The 25,141-nt window shown below is 71.1% G+C and carries 25 protein-coding genes and 1 pseudogene; 12 read left to right on the plus strand and 14 right to left on the minus strand.

All coding sequences use genetic code 11. The features are described from left to right. Nucleotides 1–35: 35 nt before the first annotated feature. The 3 genes from OHA05_RS30290 to OHA05_RS30300 form a co-directional block, all read right to left on the minus strand. A complete protein-coding gene (locus tag OHA05_RS30290) occupies nucleotides 36–3,242 on the minus strand; it encodes an alpha-L-rhamnosidase (RefSeq protein ID WP_328862263.1) in 3,207 nt (1,068 codons plus the stop codon). A gap of 217 nt (nucleotides 3,243–3,459) precedes the next feature. Further along, entirely contained in the window at nucleotides 3,460–4,362 is a 903-nt protein-coding gene (locus tag OHA05_RS30295) for a serine hydrolase (protein ID WP_328862264.1), read from the minus strand. Beyond that, entirely contained in the window at nucleotides 4,359–5,309 is a 951-nt protein-coding gene (locus OHA05_RS30300) for a LysR family transcriptional regulator (RefSeq protein ID WP_328862265.1), read from the minus strand. Before OHA05_RS30300 ends, OHA05_RS30295 begins: the two co-directional genes overlap by 4 nt. Before the next feature lie 165 nt (nucleotides 5,310–5,474). Here OHA05_RS30300 and bla point away from each other — a divergent pair, with 165 nt between their 5' ends. The 3 genes from bla (at nucleotide 5,475) to OHA05_RS30315 (ending at nucleotide 8,285) form a co-directional block, all read left to right on the plus strand. Next, entirely contained in the window at nucleotides 5,475–6,419 is a 945-nt protein-coding gene (bla, locus tag OHA05_RS30305; protein WP_328862266.1) for a class A beta-lactamase, read from the plus strand. A gap of 238 nt (nucleotides 6,420–6,657) precedes the next feature. Next, nucleotides 6,658–7,635, plus strand: a complete 978-nt coding sequence (locus OHA05_RS30310; protein ID WP_328862267.1) for a magnesium transporter CorA family protein — start codon at nucleotides 6,658–6,660, stop codon at nucleotides 7,633–7,635. A 98-nt stretch (nucleotides 7,636–7,733) separates the two neighbouring features. Further along, on the plus strand, nucleotides 7,734–8,285 hold the full coding sequence (locus OHA05_RS30315) for a YciI family protein (RefSeq protein ID WP_313943086.1): 552 nt from the start codon (nucleotides 7,734–7,736) through the stop codon (nucleotides 8,283–8,285). A 38-nt stretch (nucleotides 8,286–8,323) separates the two neighbouring features. Here the strand turns inward: OHA05_RS30315 and OHA05_RS30320 are convergent, their stop codons facing one another. Beyond that, nucleotides 8,324–8,869, minus strand: a complete 546-nt coding sequence (locus OHA05_RS30320; RefSeq protein ID WP_328862268.1) for a hypothetical protein — start codon at nucleotides 8,867–8,869, stop codon at nucleotides 8,324–8,326. A 284-nt stretch (nucleotides 8,870–9,153) separates the two neighbouring features. Between OHA05_RS30320 and OHA05_RS30325 the strand changes: the two are divergent. The 4 genes and pseudogenes from OHA05_RS30325 (at nucleotide 9,154) to OHA05_RS30340 (ending at nucleotide 11,856) form a co-directional block, all read left to right on the plus strand. Further along, a pseudogene (locus tag OHA05_RS30325) lies at nucleotides 9,154–10,132 on the plus strand (endonuclease/exonuclease/phosphatase family protein). Nucleotides 10,133–10,275: 143 nt separating this feature from the next. Beyond that, entirely contained in the window at nucleotides 10,276–10,659 is a 384-nt protein-coding gene (locus tag OHA05_RS30330; protein ID WP_328862269.1) for an MmcQ/YjbR family DNA-binding protein, read from the plus strand. 107 nt (nucleotides 10,660–10,766) lie between these two features. Next, nucleotides 10,767–11,174 (plus strand): hypothetical protein, encoded by a 408-nt coding sequence (locus OHA05_RS30335; protein WP_313943081.1) that lies wholly within the window; start codon nucleotides 10,767–10,769, stop codon nucleotides 11,172–11,174. Between the two features lie 142 nt (nucleotides 11,175–11,316). After that, a complete protein-coding gene (locus tag OHA05_RS30340) occupies nucleotides 11,317–11,856 on the plus strand; it encodes a peptidase inhibitor family I36 protein (protein ID WP_328862270.1) in 540 nt (179 codons plus the stop codon). Nucleotides 11,857–12,007: 151 nt separating this feature from the next. Here OHA05_RS30340 and OHA05_RS30345 read toward each other — a convergent pair whose 3' ends face one another. After that, a complete protein-coding gene (locus OHA05_RS30345) occupies nucleotides 12,008–12,436 on the minus strand; it encodes a TIGR03668 family PPOX class F420-dependent oxidoreductase (RefSeq protein ID WP_328862271.1) in 429 nt (142 codons plus the stop codon). 15 nt (nucleotides 12,437–12,451) lie between these two features. Next, entirely contained in the window at nucleotides 12,452–13,276 is an 825-nt protein-coding gene (locus OHA05_RS30350) for an LLM class F420-dependent oxidoreductase (RefSeq protein WP_313943077.1), read from the minus strand. A 280-nt stretch (nucleotides 13,277–13,556) separates the two neighbouring features. Here OHA05_RS30350 and OHA05_RS30355 point away from each other — a divergent pair, with 280 nt between their 5' ends. Then, nucleotides 13,557–15,101 carry a hypothetical protein gene (locus OHA05_RS30355; RefSeq protein ID WP_443043801.1) on the plus strand — a complete coding sequence of 515 codons (1,545 nt, stop codon included), beginning with the start codon at nucleotides 13,557–13,559 and terminating at the stop codon, nucleotides 15,099–15,101. Here the strand turns inward: OHA05_RS30355 and OHA05_RS30360 are convergent. Then, the gene (locus OHA05_RS30360) at nucleotides 15,091–15,573 is read right to left on the minus strand and encodes a hypothetical protein (protein ID WP_313943076.1); all 483 of its coding nucleotides are present in this window, start codon (nucleotides 15,571–15,573) and stop codon (nucleotides 15,091–15,093) included. The two genes, OHA05_RS30355 and OHA05_RS30360, sit on opposite strands and share 11 nt — an antisense overlap. A 154-nt stretch (nucleotides 15,574–15,727) precedes the next feature. Next, nucleotides 15,728–16,732: a GlxA family transcriptional regulator gene (locus OHA05_RS30365; protein ID WP_328862272.1), complete on the minus strand. Its 1,005-nt coding sequence runs from the start codon at nucleotides 16,730–16,732 to the stop codon at nucleotides 15,728–15,730. A 131-nt stretch (nucleotides 16,733–16,863) separates the two neighbouring features. On the opposite strand from OHA05_RS30365, the gene OHA05_RS30370 reads away from it, so the two are divergent. The 3 genes from OHA05_RS30370 to OHA05_RS30380 all read left to right on the plus strand — a co-directional run bounded on the left by OHA05_RS30370 (nucleotide 16,864) and on the right by OHA05_RS30380 (nucleotide 18,391). Then, nucleotides 16,864–17,277: a hypothetical protein gene (locus tag OHA05_RS30370; protein ID WP_313943074.1), complete on the plus strand. Its 414-nt coding sequence runs from the start codon at nucleotides 16,864–16,866 to the stop codon at nucleotides 17,275–17,277. Further along, nucleotides 17,274–17,702, plus strand: a complete 429-nt coding sequence (locus OHA05_RS30375; RefSeq protein WP_328862273.1) for a hypothetical protein — start codon at nucleotides 17,274–17,276, stop codon at nucleotides 17,700–17,702. Before OHA05_RS30370 ends, OHA05_RS30375 begins: the two co-directional genes overlap by 4 nt. A 128-nt stretch (nucleotides 17,703–17,830) precedes the next feature. Continuing rightward, a complete protein-coding gene (locus tag OHA05_RS30380) occupies nucleotides 17,831–18,391 on the plus strand; it encodes a cysteine hydrolase family protein (protein ID WP_313943072.1) in 561 nt (186 codons plus the stop codon). A gap of 142 nt (nucleotides 18,392–18,533) precedes the next feature. Here the strand turns inward: OHA05_RS30380 and OHA05_RS30385 are convergent, their stop codons facing one another. Beyond that, a complete protein-coding gene (locus OHA05_RS30385; RefSeq protein ID WP_328862274.1) occupies nucleotides 18,534–19,091 on the minus strand; it encodes a GNAT family N-acetyltransferase in 558 nt (185 codons plus the stop codon). Between the two features lie 164 nt (nucleotides 19,092–19,255). Between OHA05_RS30385 and OHA05_RS30390 the strand changes: the two genes are divergently transcribed. Further along, a complete protein-coding gene (locus tag OHA05_RS30390) occupies nucleotides 19,256–19,714 on the plus strand; it encodes a hypothetical protein (protein WP_328862275.1) in 459 nt (152 codons plus the stop codon). 127 nt (nucleotides 19,715–19,841) lie between these two features. Here OHA05_RS30390 and OHA05_RS30395 read toward each other — a convergent pair whose 3' ends face one another. From OHA05_RS30395 to OHA05_RS30415, 5 genes are all read right to left on the minus strand, one after another. Beyond that, nucleotides 19,842–20,456, minus strand: a complete 615-nt coding sequence (locus OHA05_RS30395) for a dihydrofolate reductase family protein (RefSeq protein ID WP_328862276.1) — start codon at nucleotides 20,454–20,456, stop codon at nucleotides 19,842–19,844. A 422-nt stretch (nucleotides 20,457–20,878) separates the two neighbouring features. Further along, nucleotides 20,879–21,550, minus strand: coding sequence for a response regulator transcription factor (locus tag OHA05_RS30400; RefSeq protein ID WP_313943068.1), 672 nt, complete (start codon nucleotides 21,548–21,550; stop codon nucleotides 20,879–20,881). After that, a complete protein-coding gene (locus OHA05_RS30405; protein ID WP_328862277.1) occupies nucleotides 21,547–22,884 on the minus strand; it encodes a histidine kinase in 1,338 nt (445 codons plus the stop codon). Before OHA05_RS30405 ends, OHA05_RS30400 begins: the two co-directional genes overlap by 4 nt. A gap of 10 nt (nucleotides 22,885–22,894) precedes the next feature. Further along, nucleotides 22,895–24,073, minus strand: coding sequence for an acyltransferase family protein (locus tag OHA05_RS30410; RefSeq protein ID WP_328862278.1), 1,179 nt, complete (start codon nucleotides 24,071–24,073; stop codon nucleotides 22,895–22,897). Continuing rightward, the gene (locus OHA05_RS30415; protein ID WP_328862279.1) at nucleotides 24,066–25,037 is read right to left on the minus strand and encodes an alpha/beta hydrolase; all 972 of its coding nucleotides are present in this window, start codon (nucleotides 25,035–25,037) and stop codon (nucleotides 24,066–24,068) included. Before OHA05_RS30415 ends, OHA05_RS30410 begins: the two co-directional genes overlap by 8 nt. Between the last annotated feature and the right edge of the window lie 104 nt (nucleotides 25,038–25,141).

The following is a 25,141-nucleotide window of genomic DNA, read 5'->3' on the forward strand; positions in this document are numbered from 1 at the left end:
GGAAGCACCGGCCCGCAGGGCGAACCGCCCCCTGCTCACACCGTGAAGCGGTGGCTCCCCGACCCCACGTCGAACACCGCGCAGCCGTCCTCCGTCCGCACCAGCCTCCCCTCCGTGCGCCGCACACGGGCAGGGTCGTTCGTCGGGATCCACACCTCCGCCGTGGTGTTGGGCGGCACGCTGCACGACAGCGTGAAGCCGCCGGGCCGCTGCTGCCAGTGCGTCGAGACCGGGCCGTAGAGCGAGGCGAACGTCGCCCGGGCGGAGGTGACCTCGCCTCCCGGGCGGGGGCGGACGACGATCTGCCGGTAGCCTGCCCGGCCCGGGGCGATGCCGGCGATGTTGGCGTACATCCACTCGCCCACGGAGCCGTAGGCGTAGTGGTTGAAGGAGTTCATCTCCGGGGTCTGGAAGCCGCCGTCCGGCTTGATGGAGTCCCAGCGTTCCCACATGGTCGTCGCGCCCCTGTCGATCTGGTAGCCCCAGCTGGGGAAGGTGCGCTGGTGCAGCAGGCGGTGGGCGACATCGGTGTGGCCCGTGTCGGTGAGGACGGGCAGCAGCCGCGGTGTGCCGAGGAAGCCGGTCGACAGGTGCCAGTCCTTCGCCCGGATGAGGTCGACCAGGCGGTCGGCCGCCGCCTTGCGCAGGGCGTCCGGCATGAGGTTCATGGACAGGGCGAGGACGTAGGCCGTCTGTGTGTCGCCCTTCACCTTGCCGTCGTCCGCGATGTACGCGGTCCGGAACGCCGTGCGTACGCGGGCGAAGAGGTCGGCGTAGGGTGCCGGATCCTTGCCGAGCTCCGTCGCGAAGCGCGCCGCGAGGTCGGCACTGTGCGCGAAGTAGGCGGTCGCGATCACGTCCTTGGGCGTCTCGTCCGACACGTTCAGCCAGTCGCCGTATCCGGCCGCCGGCCGCAGCAGTCCGTTGCTGTGCTTCTCCAGATGGCCCAGCCACGCCTGGACGGACGGCCATGCGTCCGCGAGGACCTGCCGGTCGCCGTATGCCTGATACAGCGCCCAGGGGACGGTGACGCCCGCGTCTCCCCAGCCCGCGACGCCGTTGCCGACCGTGCCGACCATCGGTGCCACGTCCGTGAACGCGCCGTCGGGTGTCTGTGCGTCACGCAGGTCGACCAGCCACTTGGTGAGGAAGCGGGCCGACTCCATCGTGTAGGCGGCGGTGGGAGCGAAGACGTTGATGTCACCCGTCCACCCCAGCCGCTCGTCGCGGGCCGGTGTGTCCGTCGGGACGGAGAGGAAGTTGCCCCGCTGTCCCCAACCGATGTTGCCGTGCAGTGTGTTGAGCATCGGGACATTCGTCTCGAAGTCGAAGGTGAACGGTGCGGAGGTGTGCATCACCCGACCGGTCACCGCGGTGGTCGACGGCTTGCCGGGGAAGCCGGTCACCTCGACATAGCGGAAGCCGTGGAAGGTGAAGCGCGGCTCGTACGTCTCCTCACCACGCCCCTTGAGGATGTACGTGTCCGTCGCGGCCGCCGACCGCAGGTTCGCGGTGTAGAGCGTGCCGTCGGGGTTGAGGACCTCCGCGTGCCGCAACCGCACCGTGGTACCCGCCTCGCCGGACACGCGCAGCCGCACGGAGCCGACCATGTTCTGCCCCAGGTCGAACACATGGACGCCCGGTGCGGGCTCGGTGACCTTCCTGGCGGCGTGCTCCTTCGTGACGCGTACGGGTCCGTCCACCTGAGCGACGATCTGCTCCGGGACGTCGTCGTCGGCCGCGCCGCGAACCGCGTGCCACGACCCGTCGTCGTAACCGGGTGAGGTCCACCCGGCCGTCTCCTTCCGTGCGTCGTACACCTCGCCCGACAGCAGATCGGCAGAGGTGATGGGGCCGGAGGTGGCACGCCAGTCGGGCCCCGAGGTGATGCGCTCGCTCGTCCCGTCGGCATAGTCGATGTCCAACTGGGCAAGGAGAGCCGGGCGTTCGCCGTACTGATGCGGACCGAACATGCCGACGTTGCCCGCGTACCAGCCGGGCGCCACATAGGCGGCGATGGCGTTGGCGCCCGGGCGGACCGAGCCGGTGACGTCGAAGGTCTGGTACTGCACGCGCTTGCGGTAGTCGGTCCACCCCGGGGCGAGCTGGTCGCGTCCCACGCGACGGCCGTTGAGATGCGCCTCGTACAGGCCGAGAGCCGTGGCATACAGACGGGCGCGGCTCACCTTCTTGCGCGGCAGCCGGAATTCGTGGCGCAGTTGGTTCGCGGCGAAGACGGCCGGCACGACGCGGCCCCAGGGCCCGGCCCCCCACGCGGCGACCTCCTTCGCCGCGCGCCACGCGCTGTCGTCGAAGGCCGGCTCGCGCCAGTCGTCGGCAGGCTTGTGGTCAACGCACTTCCACGAGGCGTCGGTGAAGACCTTCTTCTCACCGGAGGCCGTGGTGAGGACCAGCACGCAGATCAGACCGGCGGGTCCCACCGTGGCGTTCACGGCGGAGACCGCGAGGGTGTTGGCGCCGGACCGGATGTGGCCGAGGACATCGACGACGGCCGGTCGGCGCCAGCCCTCTTTGTCCGTCTCCAGGACGGTGCGCGCCAGTTCGGCGCCGTTGAGGGAGACGCTGTAGACGTTGTCCGCCGTGATGGCCAGCGTGGCCGCGGTGATGCCGGCCGGCAGGTCGACGGTACGGCGGAACCAGCGGGTCGCCGCCGGAGCGCTGCTCGCCGGATCGCCCTCGGGGAACCAGATCCACGAACCGCCCTCCAGGGACGGCGCATCCGTGAGCACGGAGGGAGCGGAGATCCACTTCGCCGACCACTGGCCCGCGCCCATCAGACCGGTCTCCCACCACGAGGGCGCGCTCCACGGGGAGGCACCGCCGTCGGCGTCCCACACCCGCACCGACCAGAAGTAGCGCGTGCGGGGTTCGAGCGGGGGACCGGCGTACGGGACGAGGGCGGATTCGTCCGAGACGGTCTTGCCGCTGTCCCACACGTCCGGATGGGACAGGCCGGCGGCGCTCGTCGCGACGCGCACGTGGTACGCGCTCTGCCGCTGCCCCGGCCGGGCCGAGACCATCGGCCAGCTCAGGCGCGGGCGGGCGGCGTCGAGCCCCAGCGGTTGCCGGACGTACTCGACCGTGGGGGAGACGATCCGCAAGGCGCTCCTGCTCGCACGACCCGCGGCGGGCGAGGGAACGGCCACGGCCGGTCCGGCTCCGGCGGCCACGGCTCCCGCGGTGGCGACGGCGCTCGCGAGGATGTTCCTTCTACTGATCACAGCGGCCCCTAGAGGGAGAAGGTGAATCGATTCACGGCTGCGAAGGTAGGGGTGCGGGGAGTGGACGTCAATGCGCGTGCGAGCCATTTCTCGGGCGTGCGGAGGTGACCTGCGAAAACGGCTGAGGCCCGATCAACTCCGCTTCATTGAACGGGGATTGAACCCTTTCAATCCTGTGTCGGCCGTGCGGCACGGGCGGCTCCGGGCCCGCTCCGGCCTACAGCTGCCGCAGGTGGTCCCGGAGCCTGCGGGCCGCCTGTGCCATCAGGGCATCGGCGCCCGGCTGGGTACCGGCCGGTACGAGCGACTCGGTGAAGACGGCGACGGCGAACGCCTGACCGTCGGCGTGTTCGACGACCCCGACCTCGTGGCGGAGGTTGAGGAGCGTGCCGGTCTTGGAGGACCAGGAGGTGGCATCGGAAGTGAAGTCCGGGGCGAGCCGGTGCCGGAGCATGTTGTGGGCCATGAGGCCGCGCACCCGCTCGGCCACCTCCGGGTGGATCGCCGACGGTGTCCACAGCGCCTGGAGCAGATCCACGTAGGCACGCGGGCTGCCGGTGTTGGCGCGGGTGGTGTCGAGTTGCGGCACCCGGTGCCCCCGGCCGCTGGTGCCGGCGTCGATCGCGAGGGCGTGCGCGAGATGGGCCTCGGTGGCGTCGAAGCGTTCCACGGGTGTGTCGGACAGCTCGCGCATGCCGTGCCGGACGGTGATGCCGCGCAGGCCGAACCGATGGAGGATCTCGGCGACCCGGGCCGGCGGGGTGAGGTCGAAGAGGACGTCGGCGGCCGTACCGTCGCTCACGCAGGTGCTCAGATAGAGAAGATCGTCGAGCGCGATCCTGGCGGGGTGGCGGAAGCGGCTCAGTCCGGTGGGGCCCGGTGTGGTGATCCGCCCGGGGCGCACATCGAGCACGGTCGCACCGTCCAGCTCGCCCAGGCGGATGCGCTCCGCCGTCGCCAGCGCGAGCGGGACCTTGACCAGGGAGGCGGCGGGCAGTTGGGTGTCCGGCTCGATCCCGAGCTCGTCTCCGGTGTGCAGATCCCGGACGAGCAGACAGCCGTGCAGACCACCGTCGTGCAGCTCGCGGCGCAGATCGCTCAGCAGGGCCTCGGTGCTCACGCCGCCGTACCTCCGGTGCTGCCCGCCGGTGTGCCCGCCCCGCTGCCTGCCGGGTCGGCCGCCGGTCTGCCTGGCGGGGTGCCTGCGCCCAGACAGCGGCCGATGCCGTCGCCCAGGCGTGCCTCGACGTTCTGGGGATTGCCGTCACCGGCGGCGACGAGAGCGAACCCCCGGCTGAGCGCGATCTCGCCGATGGGCCGCCAGTGCAGGGCGAGTTCCTCCGCCTGCGCGGGGGAGCACAGCAACAGATCTCGTGAGCAGAGCGCTTCCGCCGCCGCGGATGTCAGATCGGCCGCGGCGACGAGCTGGGCGGGCCGCAGCCCGACCGCGTCCCGCAGCCGGGTCAGCGGATCGCGAATGTGCGGCACGTCGTCCTCCGGCTGGATCCAGACACGGGACGCGGGATCGACCGAGGCACGGCCGACCCGCAGTGTTTCGAGGTAGAGGCGCTTCACCCCGGGATCCCGGGCACCGGCGAGCCCGAGCGGCACGGACCACGTCGCCTCGTCCGCCGGCACCGCCAGCAGTGCGGCCCGCACCTGCTGCGCATGGACGAGTTCCCTGCGCTGGGCGGGAGCCGCGATACGGAGGTCGAGGGTGACACCGTGCCCGCGTGCCTCGGCGACGAGGCGGGCGAGAGAGGCCACCGAGCAGATGCCGGGCACGGCGAGCCGCCAGGGCTTGCGCTTGGCGGCCTCCGACTCGTTCAGCAACACCTCGGCCGCCCGCACGAGCTGCCTGGCCGTCGGCAGCATGTCCCGGCCGAAGGGAGTGAGGACGGCTCGACGCGAGGTGCGCTCGAACAGCTGCTCGCCGAAGCGTTCCTCGAGGGCGGCGACGCGACGGCTGGCCACGGGCTGCGACATCCGGGCGGCCGCGGCGCCGACGGTGAAGCTCCCGTGCTCACTCACGCTGACGAACGCGCGACATGCCGCCACCAGATCCACGGCCCGACTCTATGCCTTTTCGGCATGGAACAGCACAGGACCGTATTGGACCGCATGGTCACCGGAAGGTGAGGGTGGTCCCGGCACACATCACCACGCACCGGGACGGAGCCGAGCTCCGTCCCCTACGCGCCCTGCCTGCGGGGCGCCCCGGAGGTTCGGACCATGCACCACACCCGCGTCCGCCACGCCCTTCTCGGCGCGCTCGCCACGCTTGCCCTCGTCCCCCTGGTGGCCTGCGCCGGCTCGCAGGAGTCCTCGTCCTCGTCGTCGCCGTCCGTGTCGTCCCCGTCCGCCTCGCCGGGAAGCACGCGTACGGACGCGAAGACGTTCGCGGGCGAACTCAAGGCTCTGGAGCGCACGTTCGACGCACGGCTCGGCGTGTACGCCATCGACACCGGCACCGGGCGCGAGGTGGCGCACAACGACGGCGAGCGATTCCCTTACGCCTCCACGTTCAAGGCGCTGGAGGCAGGTGCCGTGCTGCGCAGGTACTCCATGAGCGGGATGGACCGCGTGATCACCTACTCCAGAAACGACCTGATCGCCAACTCCCCCGTGACCGAGAAGCACGTCGAGACCGGGATGACCCTGGCCCAACTCTGCGACGCCGCCGTCCGCTTCAGCGACAACACGGCGGCCAACCTGCTCTTCGACGCACTGGGCGGGCCCAAGGGCCTGGGTGCCGTGCTGAAGGAGATCGGCGACGACGCCACCAGGATGGAGCGCCGCGAGCCCGAACTGAGCCGATGGACCCCGGGCGACACACGGGACACGACCACACCGCGCGCACTGGCCGAGGACCTGCGCGCCTTCGTCCTGGGAGACGTCCTCGGCAGGGCCGAGCGTGCTCAGCTCACGAAGTGGCTGCGGACCAACACCACCGGAGCGAAGCTCATCAGGGCCGGGGTCCCGAAGGGCTGGGTGGTCGGGGACAAGACCGGCACGGGCAGCGGATACGGCGCCCGCAACGACATCGCGGTGGTGTGGCGGCCGGGCGCTGCACCGATCGTCATGTCGATCATGTCGAACCGCGCCGGTGAGTCTGCCGAGCACGACGACAAGCTGATCGCGGAGGCGGCGTCGGTGGTCGCGGACACGTTGTCGTAGCGGGATTCTCCGTCGTGACGGATGCGCGTGTCACTCCTGTGCCGCCCGCACGGGATTCACGACCGAACTCGGTCTCCCCTCCGACATTCCCGGCTCTGCCGAAATCCGGCCGACTTCCTGCCGGCGAGGCGCTCAGGGATGTCCGGCAACCCCCGGCCGACGCACGACGACAACTACGGCCCTCGCCCGCCGCGCGCTGATCCGCCGGGGATGACGGGACAGCCCTTAGGCTCGCGCCATGGCGACGCGTACACGGCTGTACCAGAACGGAACTCTCGTCCTGGAGGACTTTCCCGCCAGTGATGTCTCCGAGCATCTCGCCGACCCGACGTCCGTGGTGTGGCTGGACCTCTATCGCCCCGGATCCGCCGAACTCGTCATGGTGGGCGAAGAATTCGACATCCACGAACTGGCTCTGGAAAACGCCGCGCAGCACGGGCAACGGCCGAGGCTCGATCGTTTCCGCAGCCACGATGTCCTCACCGCCTATGCCGTCACCATCGGCGGGGACGGTGCGGAACTGTCCACCAGCGAGATCGCCGTATTCCTCACCGGCCGGGCAATGATCACCGTCCGAAAGGACGACGGATTCGACATCGGTGCTGTCGTCACCCGCTGGGACGAGAGTCCTGGCCTGGCCCGTCATGGTGTGGCCTTCCTGCTGCACGGCCTGCTCGCCGACATCGTCGACGGACACTCCGCCGCGGCCCAGCAACTCGACGACAGCATCGAGGCATTGGAGGATCTGCTTTTCTCGTCGGACCGGCGGGAGATCGAAACCGTGCAGCGACGGGCGTTCGCGTTGCGCAAGTCCCTCGTCCGGCTGCGCCAGATCGTGCTGCCGAGGCGGGAGGTGGTCAATGCGGTCATGCGGCCCGGCCTGCACGTCAACATCGAGCCTCTGGTGGCCTATTACCAGGACGTCTTCGACCATGCGCTACGCGTCACCGAATGGACCGAATCGCTGCGGGAGATGATGGCCTCGGTCATGGAGACCAACCTGTCGGTCCAGGCCAATCGCATGAATCTGATCATGAAGAAGGTGACGAGCTGGGCCGCGATCATCGCTGTCCCGACGGCGATCACCGGCTACTTCGGCCAGAATCTTCCGTATCCCGGCTTCGACCATGAGTCGGGATTCATCGTCTCGACCACCCTGATCGTGGCCCTGTCGGCTTCGCTGTACATGATCTTCAGGCGCCGGGACTGGCTGTGAACGACACCTCGCCCGCGAAGAGCGGTTCCGCGGCGGGTGTCGGGGGCCGCGGGGACCCGTTGCCGGAGCGTCGCGCACCGTGATGAAGACTGTGGACCATGGAGTTCTTCTGCTACCACCGCGACCGGCCGGATTCCCTGGAGCTGCGTCACGAGCTGTTGGAAGCCCACTGGTCCTACATGGACGGATACGCGGCGGAGATGATCGCCCGCGGCCCGACCCTCACCGGCGACGGCGAGGTGCCCACCGGCAGCGTGCACATCGTCGACCTGCCCGATCCCGCCGCCGCCCGCGTGTTCGCCTTCGACGAGCCCGGCTACCAGGCAGGCGTGTACCGCGATGTGCTGCTGCGCCGGTGGCGCAATCTGCTCGGCCGCACCATGTGGGACTTCGCCGGCGGGCCTGATGACGGCACCCGGTACCTGGTGCTCGGCCTCGGCACGGGACAGGCCGCCGATCTCACCGTGCCGGACGGCCAGGACGAGCTGATCGCCTACGGGCCGCTGCTGTCCGACGACGGCGCCACCTGGGTGGGTACGGCCGCGCTGCTGCGGGCGCCGGACCCGGACACGGCACGCGCCGTCCTGACCCCGGACCGCTACGCCGGCATCGAGGTCCACCGCTGGCAGTTCGGCGGCCGGCGCTCATGAACTCCCGTAGCCGGCAACGGTTGTGCCCCGAGGCGGGTTCAGCCGGCGGCGCGTGAGCTGTCCGGGGACCGGGCGAAATCGGCGAGCGTGCGGAAGTCGTCATCGCGCAACCCGATCCGCGGATCGACATGGTGCAGAAGCCCACGCCCGCGGTGGTGAGCGGTCACGTACTCCTCGTCCAGGCCGCTCTGTTCGTCGTCCACACAGGCGAAGGTGCGGCCGTCGGCGAAGTCCACCAGGGGACCTGTCTTCCAGTGGACCCCGTCGGGCCGTTCCTGGAACAGCGCGTCGCCGAAGTCGACATAGGGGAGCTCGGGAAGTCCGAGCACCGGGGCGATCCACCGGTTGGCATCGGCCATCCATGTCGTCGCCCAGCACAACTCGTAGCCGAGCCCGAGAAGGGCCGGCCCGTGCTCCGGGTTGAGCCACACCCGAAGGGGCCGCCGCCGGGGCGACAGCCCTTCCGAGGTACCGGCCGGCCTGGGCACTCTGAGAGTGGTGTATCCGTCGGGGCGCCTCTCCGGCTGGGCCGCATAAGGGTTGAGCGGCCCGTCCACGTCGAGGAACAGCAGTGGTCGGCTCACGATCGCCCCGGCTCCGGTTGATGTCGGCCTCCGGCGTGGAGCGTAACCGCACCGGCCGCACTGCAGGTACGCCCTCATGAACGGTTGCGGCAATGCCTCGGCGCAGCACGGAACCCCGATCGCCCGATCATGCGTGGTACTGAGCACGCCGTGCGCCCACAACCGCGGGGCGGGACGAGCACGAGACGGATGGGTGGACCGTGGTGGAGCGGGCGGACAGCTCTGTGGCGTCGGGCAGTTCGGCTGCGCCGCCGACTTCGACGGTCGCGGCTTCGCGGCGGAGGGTGTCTCGCCTCAATCCGTGGCGCCGCGGCAAGGACGCGAGGCCCCGGTCGCCCTGGGCCCGCGGGCGCGTTCTCGCCGCCCTCGCCGTGCTGACCGCCGGACTCCTGGCGTTCCACTCCGCGGTGCCCAACACCGCGGTTCGTCTCGGCAGCCTGCTGGAGGCTTTCCTGCCCTGGCTCGGTCTGGTCGTCCCCGTGTTGCTCGGACCGGCCCTCCTGCGCCGCTCCGCCCTCGCCCTGGTGGCTCTGCTGCTGCCCGCGGCCGTCTGGGCCGGCCTCTTCGGCGGGATGCTGCTCGGTGAGAGCCGGACCCCGTACGACTTCCTGGCGGTGCAGCACAACGTCAGCGACGAGAACGCCGACCCCGCGGGCACCGCCGCCGCTCTGGTCGACTCCGCACCGGACCTCATCGCCCTGGAAGAGCTGACCCCTGTCTCTGCCGGCCTATGAGAGGGCGCTGGAGTCGGCCTACCCCTACCACGCGGTCAGAGGCACCGTCGGGCTCTGGTCGGCGTATCCACTGTCAGAGGTCCGCACGGTCGACATCAGGCCGAAGGGGATCGGGGACGGCTGGAGCCGCGGTCTGCGCTCCACCGTCCGTACGCCGCGCGGTGACCTCGCGGTGTACGTCGCCCATCTGCCTTCCGTCCGCATCGCACCCGGCGGGTTCGGTTCACACCGGCGGGACGAAAGCGCTCACCTGCTGGGTGAGGCCCTTGGCGCGGAGAAGCTGGACAAGGTGGTCCTCCTCGGAGACCTCAACAGCACGCTGGACGACCGGGGACTCGTACCGGTCACTTCGCGGCTGACCTCGGCCGAGCAGAGCTTCTCCTTCAGCTGGCCCGCCGGATTCCCGGTGTCCAGGATCGACCACGTCATGGCCCGCTCGGCCACGGTGACCGAGGTGTGGACCCTGCCCGCGACCGGCAGCGACCACCTGCCGGTCGCCGCCGGAATCGACTGGGGGCCCGAGCGCTGACCGGCCGCAGGCTGCTCCCGGCAGGCTTTGCCCACTCGCGCCGCGATGCAACGGCACGCGCCGGACGACGCACGTCAACGGGCGAACACTGCCGGTCGAGGCACTAGCGTGGGAGGGACGGATCGCGCGATCAGGAGGACGGCATGACGACTCCACCGAAGGCCGCGCTGGCGAAGTGGAACAAGGTGCGCTCCTTTGCCCTGGGGCTGCCCGGTGCCGGCGAGGAGTTCCCCTGGGGCGAGACCGTCGTCAAGGTGAACAAGAAGATCTTCGTCTTCCTCGGAGTGGCGGACGGCAGCTACCCGTTGGGTGTCGGCGTCAAGCTCAAGGACGAGGCGATGCACGCTCACGCACTGTCCTGCCCGGGCGCCGAGCCGTCCGGATACGGCCTCGGGAAGGCGGGCTGGGTGCAGGTCCCGCTCGCTCAGAAGGGTGCACCCTCGGCGGAGGTGCTCTACGACTGGGTGGAGGAGAGCTACCGCGTCATCGCGACGAAGAAGCTGATCGCCGAGCTCGACGCCCGCTGACCGGACTCCGCCACCTCTTCCACAAAGGACCGCTCGGGCTCTCCGCGAAGTCGGCCGGCCGTACTCCCCGAAGCGCATCCCTTGTCGAATGAGAGAGAGATGCGGAAATGGATCAGGTGAGTATTTCGCTGCATCGCGAGGCGCGCGTCAAGCGGATGATCGGCATCCTCCGCGTGCTGATCGCGGCCGCTATTGCGACGGCTGTCTATTTCCTGGTCGCGGGCATGGTCGCCGGCGGTGTGGCGCTCCTCGGCATGATGGGTGTTGCCTGGGTCGTGTCGGAGAAATCGTCGTGCGCAAGGCCAGTCCGTGAACCCTTCGCCGCGTTGAGGGGGGAGTGCAAGGTCGGCCCGGGTGATCAAGAAATGCGCGGGGGCGGAATTCGGTCAGAGTATTCACCGCATTCGCTGAATTGCGACATGTGGAGTGCCGCGCCCCGATTCCCCGAAGGAATGGCTTGTTCCTCTGCCAACCTTTCGTGCGCTGTTGACGGGGCATTCGTGCCGCCCCTTTAGTTGCTCCTGTCCGCACAAGGGACGGCCAGGAGGATTTCACGCCCTGACTGACCACAGGGGGACGTTCGACCTCTCCCGGGGCGTACCTGGCCGGCCTGCTGAATTCGATCAGGGGGAAACAGTGAAGACATCACGTTCCGTCTTGGCCGCAGCCGCGTTGACCGCGGCCGCCGCGCTGCTCACCGGCACGGCGCCGATGGCATCCGCCGCCGGAACCCAGGGTGGCGGCGCCGTCGCCGCCTACGGGCAGAAGACGGTCAACCTCAAGCAGGAAGGCTGGGGCGACGCCAGCAGTTGCGTCGTCTACTCCAAGACCGCGGTCCGCTGCTTCAAGACCCACGCAGAAGCGGACAAGGCGCTCGGCTACTCCCGCGCCACGGATCCGCTGGCCCGCAGCATCGGCACCCGGGCACTGCCGGCCTGTGCCTCCGGCTGGACGTGCCTGTACGAGCACGCGAACGGTGGCGGTCGTCGGCTGATCTTCAGCGACTACTACTGGCACAACCTCAACGAGTACGGCTTCAACGACCAGACGTCGTCCTGGCGCAACAGGCAGTCGAACTCGTACGCCTGGCTGGCCCGTGACGAGGGAGGCAACGGCGGCACGATCTCCATCAGCCCCAACTCCTACAGCTCGAACCTCGGCGCCTACAACGACTGGGCCAGCTCGGTCGCCGCCTGACGCCGAACACCAGCACAAGGAACAGCGACTCCGCGCCTGCGGGGTGCCGGCTCGACGCCGGTGCCCCGCAGGCGTCTGTCCGTCCGGCGGCAACGCGTCCACACGGCGACCCGGTTGCCGGTCCGGACTGTCCGCCGGCTCGCGCTGCCGCTCACCACGCCCGCCAGCCGCTCCACCGCGCGACGGAGATCACGACGACCGGCCCGTCGGGTTGCCGGTCCGCGTACTGCTCGTACTTCGCCGTCAGCAGGCCGGCCCACCGGGCCGCCTCGGCGCAGTGGTCCGGTGGCGGGAGCACATGGGCCCTGCCGTCCGCGCGGGCCCACCACAGCCGGTCCCAGTCCTCCTCGTAGTGGTCGACGATCAGGCACACCGAGGGGTTGGCGGCGATGTTTGCGAGGCGTTTCAGCTGTGTCGTCCGCTTCGGTTTGTGGTCCACGGCCAGCACCACCGTGTCGCCGTCCACCGCGAAGACCACCGGCGCCAGGTGCGGGTGTGCCGTCGCGTCGGCCGTCGCGAGGTGGGCGACGCGCGCCGCGGCGAACCGCTCCCGTACCTGGGTGCTCGTCAGAACGGGCATGGCACTCTCCCTGCCTCAGCGGTACCGGGCGGCGAGGCCGGCCAGCCGGTCCAGGAACGTGTGCGTCTCCCGTTCGTGCGTCGTCGGCACATAGAACAGCAGCCGCTCGACCCCCAGGCGGGCGTACCCCTCGATCTGCTCGGGGTCGTCGGACGCCGCGTACACCGTCACCGGCACCTCGCGGCCGGCCAGGGCGCGCAGCCGCTCGATCTGCGGACCGAGCTGCTCCGGCGACACGCTGTTGGCCAGCCAGGCGTCGCCGAGCCGCGCCACGCGCGGGAACGCGCCTTCCGCGCCGCCGACGTAGATCGGCGGATGAGGGCGCTGCACGGGCTTGGGCCAGGCGAACACCGGATCGAAGTCGACGAACTCACCGTGGAACTCGGCCGTGTCCTCGGTCCACAGCGCGCGCATGGCGCGCAGTCGCTCGTCCGTGAGCCGGCCACGGGTCGCGGGGTCGGCGCCGTGGTTCCTCATTTCCTCACGATTCCAGCCGACCCCGATGCCGAAGATCACGCGGCCGCCGGAGACCAGGTCGAGGGAGGCCACCTCCTTCGCCGTGATGATCGGGTCCCGTTGCGGGATCAGCGCGATGCCGGTGCCCAGCAGAAGCCGCTCGGTCACCACGGCGACCGCGGTCAGGGCCACGAAGGGGTCGAGGGTGCGGTAGTACATGTCCGGCAGGTCGCCGCCGCCCGGGTAGGGGGTCTGGCGGGCCACCGGGATGTGGCTGTGCTCGGCGATGAACAGGGAATCGAACCCGCGCCCCTCGAGTGCGGTGCCGAGTGCGGTGGGGCTGATGCCCTGGTCGGTGATGAAGGTCGAGACTCCGAATTTCACGTCGGCTCCGGGGGCGGTGGGACAGGGGAAGGGACGGGCGGCACAGAACTCCTGACTACCCGCCCAGGGGGGTACGGCTCCCACTGACCACCCGGGTGAACCACCCGTCCGCCCGGTCCCCGTTCGGCCGTCTCGCCGGTCCCCGCCCTGCGCACCCGACTCCAGCGGGGTAATTTGTCGATATTTATCCCTGTGTTTTCCTCGTGCTTCGTCCTCCGTGCTCCGTTCCGCGGACCGAGGACGAAGGAGATGCCCCGGCCGGCGGCGCGAAGGGTGGACGATGCCGAAGACGACCGTGCACTCGCGGCGGACCCGGAGCACCTCACGCGGACTGTCGGTGGTCGGCAGGCGGTCGTGGAGCCCGGCGGACACGCGGCTGCTCGCGGCCGTGGCGGTCGCCTTCACGCTGTTGCAACTGGTTCTGGTGCGGCCCTGGATGGGTCTCGGCTGGGACGAGACGGTGTACGTCAGCCAGGTCGGCGGGCAGGCACCGGCTACGTTCTTCAGCGCGCCCCGCGCGCGAGGGGTCTCGCTGCTCGTCGCTCCGATCGCTTCCTGGTCGTCGTCCACCGCTTTGCTGCGCGTCTTTCTGGCGGTGCTGGCAGGGCTGGGGCTGTTCATCGCCCTGCGGTGCTGGCGTGGCCTGTTCCCCGTGCGGGTGCTCGCGTCGGGCGGCGCGCTGTTCGCGACCCTGTGGATCACGATGTTCTACGGCCCGCAGGCGATGCCCAACTTCTGGGTCGCGATCGGCGCGTTGGCGGCGGTGGGCTGCTTCCTGCGGGCCCAGGCCGACCGCGCCGCCCGGGCGCCCGTGTGGGGAGTGGCGGGCAGCGCGGCCCTGATGGCACTGATGCGGCCGACGGACGCGGTCTGGGTGGTGCTGCCCCTGCTCGTGCTCCTCGTGTGCGTACCCGGATGGCGGCACCTGCGCCTGCTGGCCGCCCTGCCGGCGGGGCTGCTGGCCGGGGCCGCGGAGTGGGTCGTCGAGGCGTACGTGAGTTTCGGGGGTCTGCGCACACGGATGGCCGAGGCGTCCCGCGTGCAGGGCGATCTCGGCTGGAACATCGCCGTGGGCGACCAGCTGCGCAGCCTGAGCGGCCGCACGCTGTGCCGGCCGTGCACCAGCGCGATGCCCGACGTGGCGGTGCTCGTCTGGTGGTGCGCCCTTCCCCTGCTTGCCGCCCTCGCGCTGGCCGTCGCGGTCCGGGCCCGGCGCACGGCACGCACGCTGGTGCCGCTGGCCTGCGCCTTCAGTGTGGCCGTGCCGTATCTGTTCCTGATCGGCTATGCCGCTCCCCGGTTCCTGCTGCCCGCCTACGCCCTGCTCGCCGTTCCGGTCGCGGACGGGCTCCTGCGCCTGGCCGTCACGCCGAGCGGGCGCCGGCGTCCGGTGGCCGTCACCCTGCTGGCGGTCGCGCTGGCCGGGCATCTGGCGGTGCAGTACGCGGTGCTCTCCCGCGCCGTGGAGCGCACCACGCTCTCCCACGCGGCATGGTCCCGCGTCGTCGACCAGCTGCACCGGCTCGGGGTACGACCGCCGTGCCTGCTCTCCGGACACGAGTCCGTTCCGATCGCCTACTACGCCGGATGCGCCTCCGTGCACACCCACGGCAACAACGCCAACACCACGGCCGCGGAGATCGGCCGAGCGGCGCAGAGCATGCCGGTCGCCGTGCTCACCACCCGCACCTCGGGCCCGCCGCCGTACGCCCGTACCTGGCCCGCGTACCGCCTGGAGGACCCGGGCCCGTACCGCGGGCAGTACGTCTACGTCGCCCCCGGGCGCGGCTCCGGGCCTTCTGCCGGCCAGGTTTCTAACCGGTGAACGGCAGTCTGTCGTCGCCGAGTTGCGCCACGAGGAGTCGCCCGTCCGCCCGTACGTTGCACTCGCTGATGACCCGTTCGACCTGACAGGCCTCGCCGTCGCGGGGTTCCAGGCGCAGGGTCACGGTCACCTCGCCCAGGCCCTGGCGGGGGCCGTCCTCGGCGGTGAGCCGGCGGTAGAGCGTGTTCGGCCAGTGGTCCGGGTCCGTGTCCTGCCACATCGTCAGGCTGGGTTCGCTGAAGCGGCAGGCGTGTCCACCGTGTGGCTCCTGCAAATACGAATGACTCAGCGGGAGGGTGCCGAGGAGGGGGGCCAGCCGGGTGCGGAGCCGGTCGTTCTCGATCAGGCGGTGGCGCTGCCACGTCCTTCCGCTGGTCACGCTCATCCGCAGCGTGGCCAGGAGATAGGGGTGGCCGTCCGGCGCGGTCACGGGTTCGTCGCCGCGCCACTTGGGCCAGGAGGAGGCGGGCACGGGTAACGGACCCCCGTGGTCCGGTGCTTGGCTGTCTTTGCCGGTCAAACGCATCATCCGCCGCCCTCCATCGGCAAATTATGCCCCGCCGTCGGCCCCGCGCAGGCACGATCACCCCTCACGGCGTGAATATCCCGCGCGGCGCCGGGAGTTGTCACCGGCTGTCGGGCGGTGGGGCCGCCATGGCGGGGTGCATTCCGGACTGCGCCTGGGCCGCCCGATAGCGCGAGGGCGGGATCCCGTAGCGGTCGACGAACGCCTGCCGCAGGGTCTCGGCCGTCCCGAAGCCGCAGCGCTTCGCGACGCTCGCCACCGGTAGCCCGGTGGCGGCCAGCAGATGGGCGGCCGCCTCCGTCCGTGCGTGCCGCACGAACCGGCCCGGCGTCCGGCCGAGATGCTCGATGAACAGCCGTGTGAGGTGACGTTCGCTCACCCGTACCAGCGCGGCCAGCGACTTCGTGGTCAGGTCGGCGCCCGGATGGCTGGTGACATGGTCGACGACACGGCGTACGAGGTCGTGCTCCGGCGGCGCGGCGGCGACGAACATGCTCATCTGTGCCTGGTTTCCCGGCCGTTGCAGATACGTCACCAGTGCCTGGGCCACCCCTCGTGCCAGTTCGGGGCCGTTGTCCTCCGCGACGAACGACAGCGTCAGGTCCAGCGCGCTGGTCACCCCGGCGGAGGTGGACACCTGGCCGTCGCGGATGTAGATCGGGCTCGGGTCCACCGTGACCTTCGGATACGTCGCGCCGATCTCGTCGGCCCACATCCAGTGGGTCGCGGCGCGTCTGCCGTCGAGGAGACCCGCGGCCGCCAGGACACCGGCGCCGGTGCACACCGACGCCACGCGCCGGCTCTCGCCCGCGAGGCGGCGCACATGGCCCACGATGCGCGGGTTCGCCGCTGCCGCCTTGAATCCCAGGCCACCCGCGACGATCAGTGTGTCCAGGGGGCCCTTGATCCGTTCGAGGGATTCCTGTGCCTGGAGAGTCAGCCCCTGGTCACAGGTGACCGCCCGGCCGCCGGACGTGGTCAGACGCACGCGGTACGGCGGCCGGGCGCCTCCGAGATTGGCCGCCTCCAGCGTCGAGGTCACGCAGGCGATGTCCAGCAACTGCGCCTCGTCGTAGGCGACGACGACCACCAACCGCTCGTCCATGGCTCCCATCCTATGTCTGAATGACAGGGATCCCAAGTATTCGGACACCGCCTCCGTCCTTCCTTGTCGGCTGCTCGCCACAATCCGAGGGTGAGGACATCGGTCCGGTCGTCACAGCAGGGAGGGTTCTCATGAGCAACGTCGCAGCGGAACGCGGACACTGGCCGCGCTTCGCACTGCACTACGCGGAGATGGTCGTCGCGATGTTCGCCGGGATGATGGTCTTCGGCGCGGTCGTGGAGGGCATCGTCGCCGCCGCTGACCTCGGTTACTCGGCAGAGCGGCAACCGGCCCTCGCCTCCGTGGTGATGACCGTCGACATGGCGCTCGGGATGGCGATCTGGATGCGCCTGCGAGGTCACCCACGGGCGGGCATCGCGGAAATGTCGGGGGTTATGTTCGTCCCCCTGCCCGTCCTCCTCCCGTTGCTGTGGCTGGACGTGATCTCGGACCAGACCCTGATGGTCCTGCTGCATGTGGCGATGTTCCCGCTCATGCTGCTCGTGATGCTCCGCCGTCGCGCCGCCCACGGGGTGCGGTCATGAGCCCGTCCGGCATCGCCGCCCGGCTGCGACCGGTGCTGGTCAGGTACCACTGGCCCAGCTGGGTCGGGGCCGCGACCGTGGCGCTGCTCGCCGTCATCGGGGTGCACACGAAGTTCGCGCACGGCATCGTCGTGGCGGCGATTGTGTACTGGGTCTGGGGCGCCGTACGCGGGCAGCTGTGGCGGCCCGGCTGGCTCACGCTGGAGACGGCGGGTGTCCTGGTCTTCGGCGCCGTCATGCTGGTGGCCCTGGCTGTCGACGGGGAGCAGGCACGGCTGGTGCTCGCGGCGGGATGGCTGGCCCACGCCGGCTGGGATGTCGCGCACCACCGGGCGGACATGATCGTCCCGCGGTGGTACGCGGAGTTCTGCGGCGTCCTCGACGTCCTGCTGGCGGCTGTGGTGCTGACGCTGCCGACGTCGTAGAGCCGGTCGTCCGGATCCGGCCGGGCCCGTCGGTCCGGCCCGACCGAACGGCGGGCCTGCCCCGGGCTTACCGTGGGCGGACACGGGTGGCCGGCGCGCGCAGGAGCCCGCCGGCCGAGGAGGAGACCATGACCACGCTCGAGAACCGGCCCAACACCGCACTCCTCGTCGTCGACGTGCAGAACGGCGTCGTCGCGGGGGCGCACCGGCGTGACGCCGCCGTCGGCAACATCGGCAGCCTCGTCGAGAAGGCACGGCGGGAACGCGTCCCCGTCCTCTGGGTCCAGCAGACCGACGACGAGCTGGCGAAGGGGAGCGAGAAGTGGCAGATCGTTCCCGAACTGGCCCCGCACGACGCCGAACCCCGCATCGAGAAGGGCTACGGCGACTCGTTCGAGGAGACCACCCTGGAGGCGGAGCTGTCGGGACTCGGCGTCGGGCGGCTCTTCGTCGTCGGCGCACAGACCGACGCCTGTATTCGCGCCACGCTCCACGGTGCGTTCGTCCGGGGATACGACACGACCCTCGTCAGTGACGCCCACACGACCGAGGATCTGACGGAGTGGGGCGCTCCGCCGCCCGCCCAGGTCATCGCGCACACGAACCTGTACTGGGCCTACGAGACGGCTCCGGGACGGACGGCCGGGACGGTGGAGACCAAGGAGGTCGACTTCGGCGGCACGTTGTGACCTGTCCGCCGGAGGAGACGCGACGCGCTCCGACCTGCGCCCCGCCGCCCTAGGCGCCAGGCGTTCAGTACACGGCGGGGTTCAGTACGCGGCGGCGTTCAGGACACGGGCGTCAGGACACGCCATCCACAACCGGCCGTGGTCAGGACGCCCTGCCCGCCCGCCAGTCCGGGGCCAGCACCGACCAGATCTCCTCGTCGTGCCGCTTCCCCCGGTACAGATAACTCTCGCGCAGCACGCCGTCCTTCGTCATCCCGAGCCGCCGGGCCACGGCGATGCTGGGCTCGTTCGCCGCCGAGACCCACCACTCGACCCGGTGGATGCCCCGCTCCTCCACGGCCCAGTCGATGATCACGCGTACGGCCCGGGTCACCAGCCCCCTGCCCACGGCCGAAGGCTCCAGCCAGCATCCTGCCTCGGCGGTGCCCTGCTGTACGTCCATCCTCCGGAAGATGACCGCGCCGACGAGCCTGCCGTCCGTCCTGATGCCGTAGATCCGCCCGGTGTCGGCGGCGGTCTTCTCCGCGTACGCCTGGAGGAAGGCCCGGCTCGACTCCAGGTCGGTGACGACGTCGGGCAGGCCGTTGTACTGCCCGATGAACTCCCGCCCCCGGTCCACGTGAGCGAGGAACTCCTCGGCCTGCCACGGCTCGAGCGGCCGCAGCTCCGCACCGTCGTCACCCAGGGATGTCGCGTACATCGTCACCTTCTCGTCCACCGTCGGAGCCGGTCCCCGTGATCTCCGGGGCCGGGGCACGCTATCAGCGCCAGTTCCGCCGGCAGTCGCGCGGTGACGTGCGGCGGATACGGAGCCCGGCCGAAATGTGTTGGCCGTGACGGATACTCCGACGACACAATCGCGGGATGTACGTATTTCGCTGCCGCCGGTGCCACGCCGAAGTGACCGGGCCCGTCCAGGAGGTGGCCCTCCCGGACGTGGACGAGGCACCCGCGCCGTACGCGCTGCCGGACGGCCAGGAGGAGTGCCCGCAGCGCATGGCGGCGGGGTGTTTCGCCTTCGAGCCGCCGCCGCAGCAGTCGCAGCAGCTCGTGCCGGTGTCGGAGCGGCGAGCCGTCGTGATACCGCGTAAGGCGAAGGTGCAGGGCGTGCTGGTGAACCAGGGCGATGTGCGGGATCTGGTGCGGTCGACCGTACGGGGACGGCTGAACGGATGCTGCGGGCTGGACGGTTGCGACGGGCCGAACCTCGTGTGCCGGTTCTGCACGGCGGACATCGCGGTGGAGCGGTCGGACTGCTGGACGCCGCAGGAGGTCGTCCTCGTCGCCGGGGCGGTGGAGTTCGTCCTGGCACCGGCACAGTAGATCCCGATGGCCGGGGGCGGCGGGCACCGGGCCCGGCCCCGAGGGCCCGCGGGCAGTCGTCCACCGGTCCGGGGGCCCGGCACGCACCGGCGGTGCGCCGCCCTGACGCGCAGGCCCCGGGCCGCAGCTACTCGGGCTGGGGCAGCCGGCTCTTCGCGTCGTCGTAGGTGCCCTCGCCCGCCGATTCGGCACGGGTGTAGACGAGGTTCAGCACCCCGGTCCGGAAGGTCTCGGACGAGATCAGGGTCAGCGGGACCGGGGCCTCGCCCTCGTCGAACAGGCGCATTCCCTTGCGTACGGCGATCGGGTGCACCAGCAGGCGCAGCTCGTCCAGCAGTCCCGCCTCCAGCAGTTGCCGGACGACGGAGACCGAGCCGCTGATCCCGATGGGTCCGTCGCCCGCTTCGTTCTTCAGGGCGGTGACCGCCTGGACGAGGTCGCCGTCGAGCAGCTCGGAGTTCCGCCAGGTGAAGTCGAGCTGCTGGTGCGAGACGACGATCTTCCGGACGTCTCCGAGCGCCTTGGCGAAGTGGGCGTCCTCGCCGCCGGCCGCTTCCCGCTCCGGCCAGGCTCCGGCAAAGCTGTCGTAGGTCTTACGGCCCAGGAGCAGCGTCTCCGACGGGCTGAGGGCGGCGTCGACGGCCGCACTCATCTCGTCGTCGAAGTACGGGAAGTGCCACTGGTCTGGCGCCTCCACGACGCCGTCGAGCGAGATGAACAGCTGAGCGATGATCTTCTTCATGGCGGGCTCTTCCCAGAGTCGTCGGTGATGTCCCGTGTCCTGACAGACGGCACGAGCGCGCAGAAGTCATCGCCCTGCGTCACCCGAATCCCGCATCCACACCGACCACGGGCTCCGCGTCCTCGCCAGGGGCCCGACGCGGCCCCGGACCGGCGTACGAGCCGCACCGGCGCGGGGCGCGGTGAAGCCCGGCGAGAGCGCGGGAACAATCCGGGGACGCCCGCGGTTCTGGTCTACGTGGCTGCGGAGGGGACAGTGTCCCCGGGCCCTACCTATAGCCCATGGGGAAGATCGTTCGGCTGAAGCCCCATGGAGCCTTTCGCCGCGAGGCGACCGCCCTCTGCCGGCCACCACGAACGGCCCCGGCAGGCCTCCTCAGTCCTCGGCCGGGGCCTTCTCGTGCGTCGGCAGGCAGCGCGGGGTCAGTAGCCGGCCGGGCGGACGACGCCCGTTTCGTACGCGTACACCGCCGCCTGCGTACGGTCGCGCAGACCCAGCTTCAGCAGGATCCGGCCGACATGGGTCTTCACGGTCTGCTCCGCCACGACCAGTCGGGTCGCGATCTCGGCGTTCGACAGCCCTTGCGCGATCAGGGCCAGGACCTCGGTCTCGCGTTCCGTCAGAGCTCCGACGCGCTCCATGAGCGGAGCGCGGTGGGTGCGGGTCACCCGCGAGAACTCGGCGATCAGCCGCTTCGTGATGTTCGGTGCGAGCAGCGCGTCACCTGCCGCCACCACACGTACCGCCTGCGCCAGCTCGGCGGCCGACGCGTCCTTGAGCAGAAAGCCGGAGGCCCCCGCGCGCAGCGCCTCGTACACGTACTCGTCGAGGTCGAAGGTGGTGAGGACCAGCACCTTCACGGCCGGGTCGCCGGCGGGCCCGGTGATGCGGCCCGTGGCCTCGATCCCGCCCAGTCCCGGCATACGGATGTCCATGAGGACGACGTCGGGGGTCAGTTCGGCGACCTTGGCGATCGCGTCGAGGCCGTCCACGGCCTGGCCGACGACCTCGATGCCCGGCTCGGCGTTCAGCAGCACGGTGAAGCCCTGGCGCACCATCATCTGGTCGTCCGCGATCAGCACGCGGATGGTCATGATCCGTCCTCCAGGGGAAGCGTGGCCAGCACCTCGTAACCACCGTCGGGCAGCGGTCCGTTCACCAGGTCGCCGCCCAGCATGTCAGCCCGCTCACGCATCCCGAGCAGCCCGTGCCCGCCGTCGCGGGCGGGCGGGACCGGACCGGAGGCGGCGGTGTTCGTGACACGGACGGCGAGTACGGCCGCGTGATAGCCGATCTCCACCCGCACGCGGGCCCCGGGAGCGTGCCGCATGGCATTGCTGAGTGCTTCCTGCACGATGCGGAACGCCGAGAGTTCGACGCCCGGAGCCAGCGGACGTCGCTCGCCCTTGATCTGTGTGTCGACGCCGACACCGGCGCCGCGCACCGTGCCGATCAGGTCGTCCAGCCGGTCCAGGGTGGGCTGCGGGGCATGGCGCACCCCGTCCGCGACGGCGTCCTCGGAGCGCAGGACGCCGAGGACCCGGCGCAACTCCGCCAGCGCCTCGACGGCACTGTCCCGGATGCCCGCGAGGTTCTCCCTGAGTTCGTCGGACGGCGCTTCGACGAGGTGGGGCGCCACCTGTGCCTGGATGGAGATCACCGACATGTGGTGGGCGACCACGTCGTGCAGCTCGCGCGCGATGCGGTTGCGCTCCTCCAGCAGCGCGCGGCGGGCCCGCTCGCCGGCCGTGAGCTCCTCCTGCACGATCAATTCGCTCCGGGCGACCTGCCGGCCGCGCAGAGCGGCGCCCAGAACCGCGGCCGTGACAAGGATCGCGACGGCCTGGCCGACGCCGGCGGGACGGGCCCCCGGCGGCAGCAGTGCACACAGCAGCCCCACGACGACGCCGACGGCCAGCGCCCCGGCGGTCGCCCGGGGCCGCAGGCGCAGTGCCAGCAGGAACAGCACACCTGCCTGCGCGGTGATCGCGGGCCCGGTCCACGGGGTCAGGCCGCCGGCCGTGGAGACGTCCCCCGCGAGCGCCGGAAGAGCAGCCGTGACCGCCATGGCGGCGGTCGTCACCCACCAGGCCACCACCGGACGGAAGGCCGCCACGACCGGAGTCGCTGCCTGCACCACGCCGAGCAGCAGGGCCGTGCCCATGCCGATGCCGTACCGCGGGGAGAAGGCCAGGGCGTTGACGGCGAAGGGGGCGATCACGGCGGCGATCAGCACCAGCAGGACGACGACGGCCGGCTGCCACATCTGGCCGCCCGGTGTGGCGATCGGCGGCAGCGGGCGCGCGGCCGTACTCCACAAGTCCTCGCGCAGCGCCCGCAGGACCGCGCGCGCCGCCGTGGGTACGCGTCGCCCGGTTCCCGCCCTGCGCGCGGCGTCGCCCCCGTGTCCCACCCCGCTGTCTCCCACTCGATCAACCCTAGGCATCGCGCGCCGCCTCCCTCCGGGCGGGCCTGCCCGTGCGCACCACCGTGGTGCGCCCCCGCCTCTCCCGTTCGTGGGCCCGGTCCTGCTCGTAGGTTCTGAAGGCCGCCCAGCACACCAGCAGCGCCGCCGCGAACACCGGCAGCCAGAGCACCCTGGCCTGCACCCAGCCCGGTCCGTCGGGAACCGTGTGCAGGCCCGGCACCGCCCTCCCCGCGAGCAGGGCGGTCGCGGTGACCGCCATCATCGCCGTCTGATGCCAGAGGAAGACGGTCATCGCCGACAGGTTGACCAGCGCCACCGCGGCCCAGGCCAGAGGTCTGGCACACAGCCGTCGCAGCGGGTCGAGCAGCAGCAGTGCCGCCCCGCACTGGGCGATCCCGAAGGTGACGGCCGCGAGCGTGGGCGGGGCGAGATTGGAGATGGCGGCACCCGGCACTCCGACCATGGCCGCCGGATAGCCGGCGAACAGCACCAGCAGGGTGGTCGCCGCCGCGCCGCCCACCAGCAGGGCCCACGCCGTCGCACGGCTGCTCAGACCGCCACGCGCCCAGGCGGCGCCAAGACAGTACGGGACCAACCAACCCGCCACCACGTTGAGTTCGGCGATCCGGTCCGGTCCGGACAGGCCGAAGCGGAACAGGTCGACATTCAGGACGACAGCGAGCGGCCACAGCGGATGCAGTCGCGCCGCGAGTGGAGTCGCGGCCGTCAGGACGGCGAAGATGAGCAGGAACCAGAGCGGCGAGAGCACCAGCTTCCCGAGAGCGTGCACCGTCGCCCACCCCGTGCCGCACGCGAGCATCGTCCCGGCGGCCAGGGACCACACCACCAGCACGGCGCACACCGGCCCGAACAGCCTCCCCAGCCGCGTGCGCAACCACTGCCGGTATGTCACGCCGCGCTCGCGTGCCGACAGATAACTCCTCGTCCCCACCTGTCCACCGACCAGGAAGAACACCGCGAGCGTCTGCAACACCCAGGAGACCGGCGCCAGTCGGGGCAGATGCTGGAGCGGGCTCGAGACCCGCACCGTGCCGCTGTCGGCGACGAGCGCGGTCACCAGCCAGTGCCCCAGCACCACTCCGAGGATGGCCAGGGCCCGCAGGGCGTCGACGGCGCGATCGCGGCCCGGCGGGGTGGCGGCGTCGATACGGCGGACGACGTCACGCACGGCCTTCCCCCGTCCGCGCGGTTGCCGAAACGATGCGCGCGATGTTCCGCAGGGACACCGACCCCGCCCGCAGATAGCCGCTGTGTCCGCACGCGCCCGCGTCGAAGCGGCGCGCACCGAACCTGTCCGACACCGGGTCCGCGCCGAAGCCGATGGTGGTGATGTGCAGGCCCAGCCGTACGTGGGGCACATCCGCTATCCAGTCGCCGCTGCCCCGGCCCGCCCAGACGGTCGCCCGGGTGCGCAGCTCCCGGACGTGGTCGACGCCGGTGCCAGGGCTGCCGTAGAGCACGATGTCCGATGCCTTCAGACCGGAGGCGGCACGGGCGCACACGACGGAGCCGTAGGAGTGGCAGAGCACCGCGATGCGGGTGGCCGGGGCCGCCGCCGCCAACTCGGCGACGAAGGACCGCAGGGCGGGTGCCGCGCTCTCGGCCGACGCGGCGGTGAGAGCCGCCGCACTCGGGGTGGCCGGGGTCTGGTAGCCGAGCCAGGCGACGACGGCACCGCTGTCGCCGAGCTGCCGCCGCAGTTCCCGGGCGTCCGCACGGAAGCGCTCGTATCGGTCGAGACCGGTGTCGGACCCCGGGACCAGTACCGCGATCCGGTCGGCGTGCGACAGATCGCCGAACACCTCGGCGGCGCGGCCGCCGTCCCGGCCGTCGAAGGCGAGGAACCGGCGGTCGGGCCCGGCCATGGCGGACAGCACGGCGGCGCGCCGGCGGTCGCCGTGTCCGGAGGCTGCGCGCTCGGCCGCCCGGATGCCTTCCCGCTGAGCGGCGTAGCGCGCGGCCAGGGCAGCGGGGGCGACGTTCACCGGTCCGATGGCGACCGGGGCGGGTGCCGGAACGGCCGAGGGCCGTGCGGCGCCCGACACCGGCACGGCGACGGACGCGGCGACCAGTGCGGCGAACAGGCTTCGACGCAGACGCAGACGCAGACGGCGGCGGGGGCGGGACGCCATGAATGGTGCTCCTTCCGTGGTGCAGCAACACATGGCTGCAGTACGGAAGTTAGGGACAGCACCTCATGACCGGCGTCCCGCTGCGGAGGGGACCGCGCGGGTAG

Source organism: Streptomyces sp. NBC_00306 (assembly GCF_036169555.1).
Taxonomy (GTDB): domain Bacteria; phylum Actinomycetota; class Actinomycetes; order Streptomycetales; family Streptomycetaceae; genus Streptomyces; species Streptomyces achmelvichensis.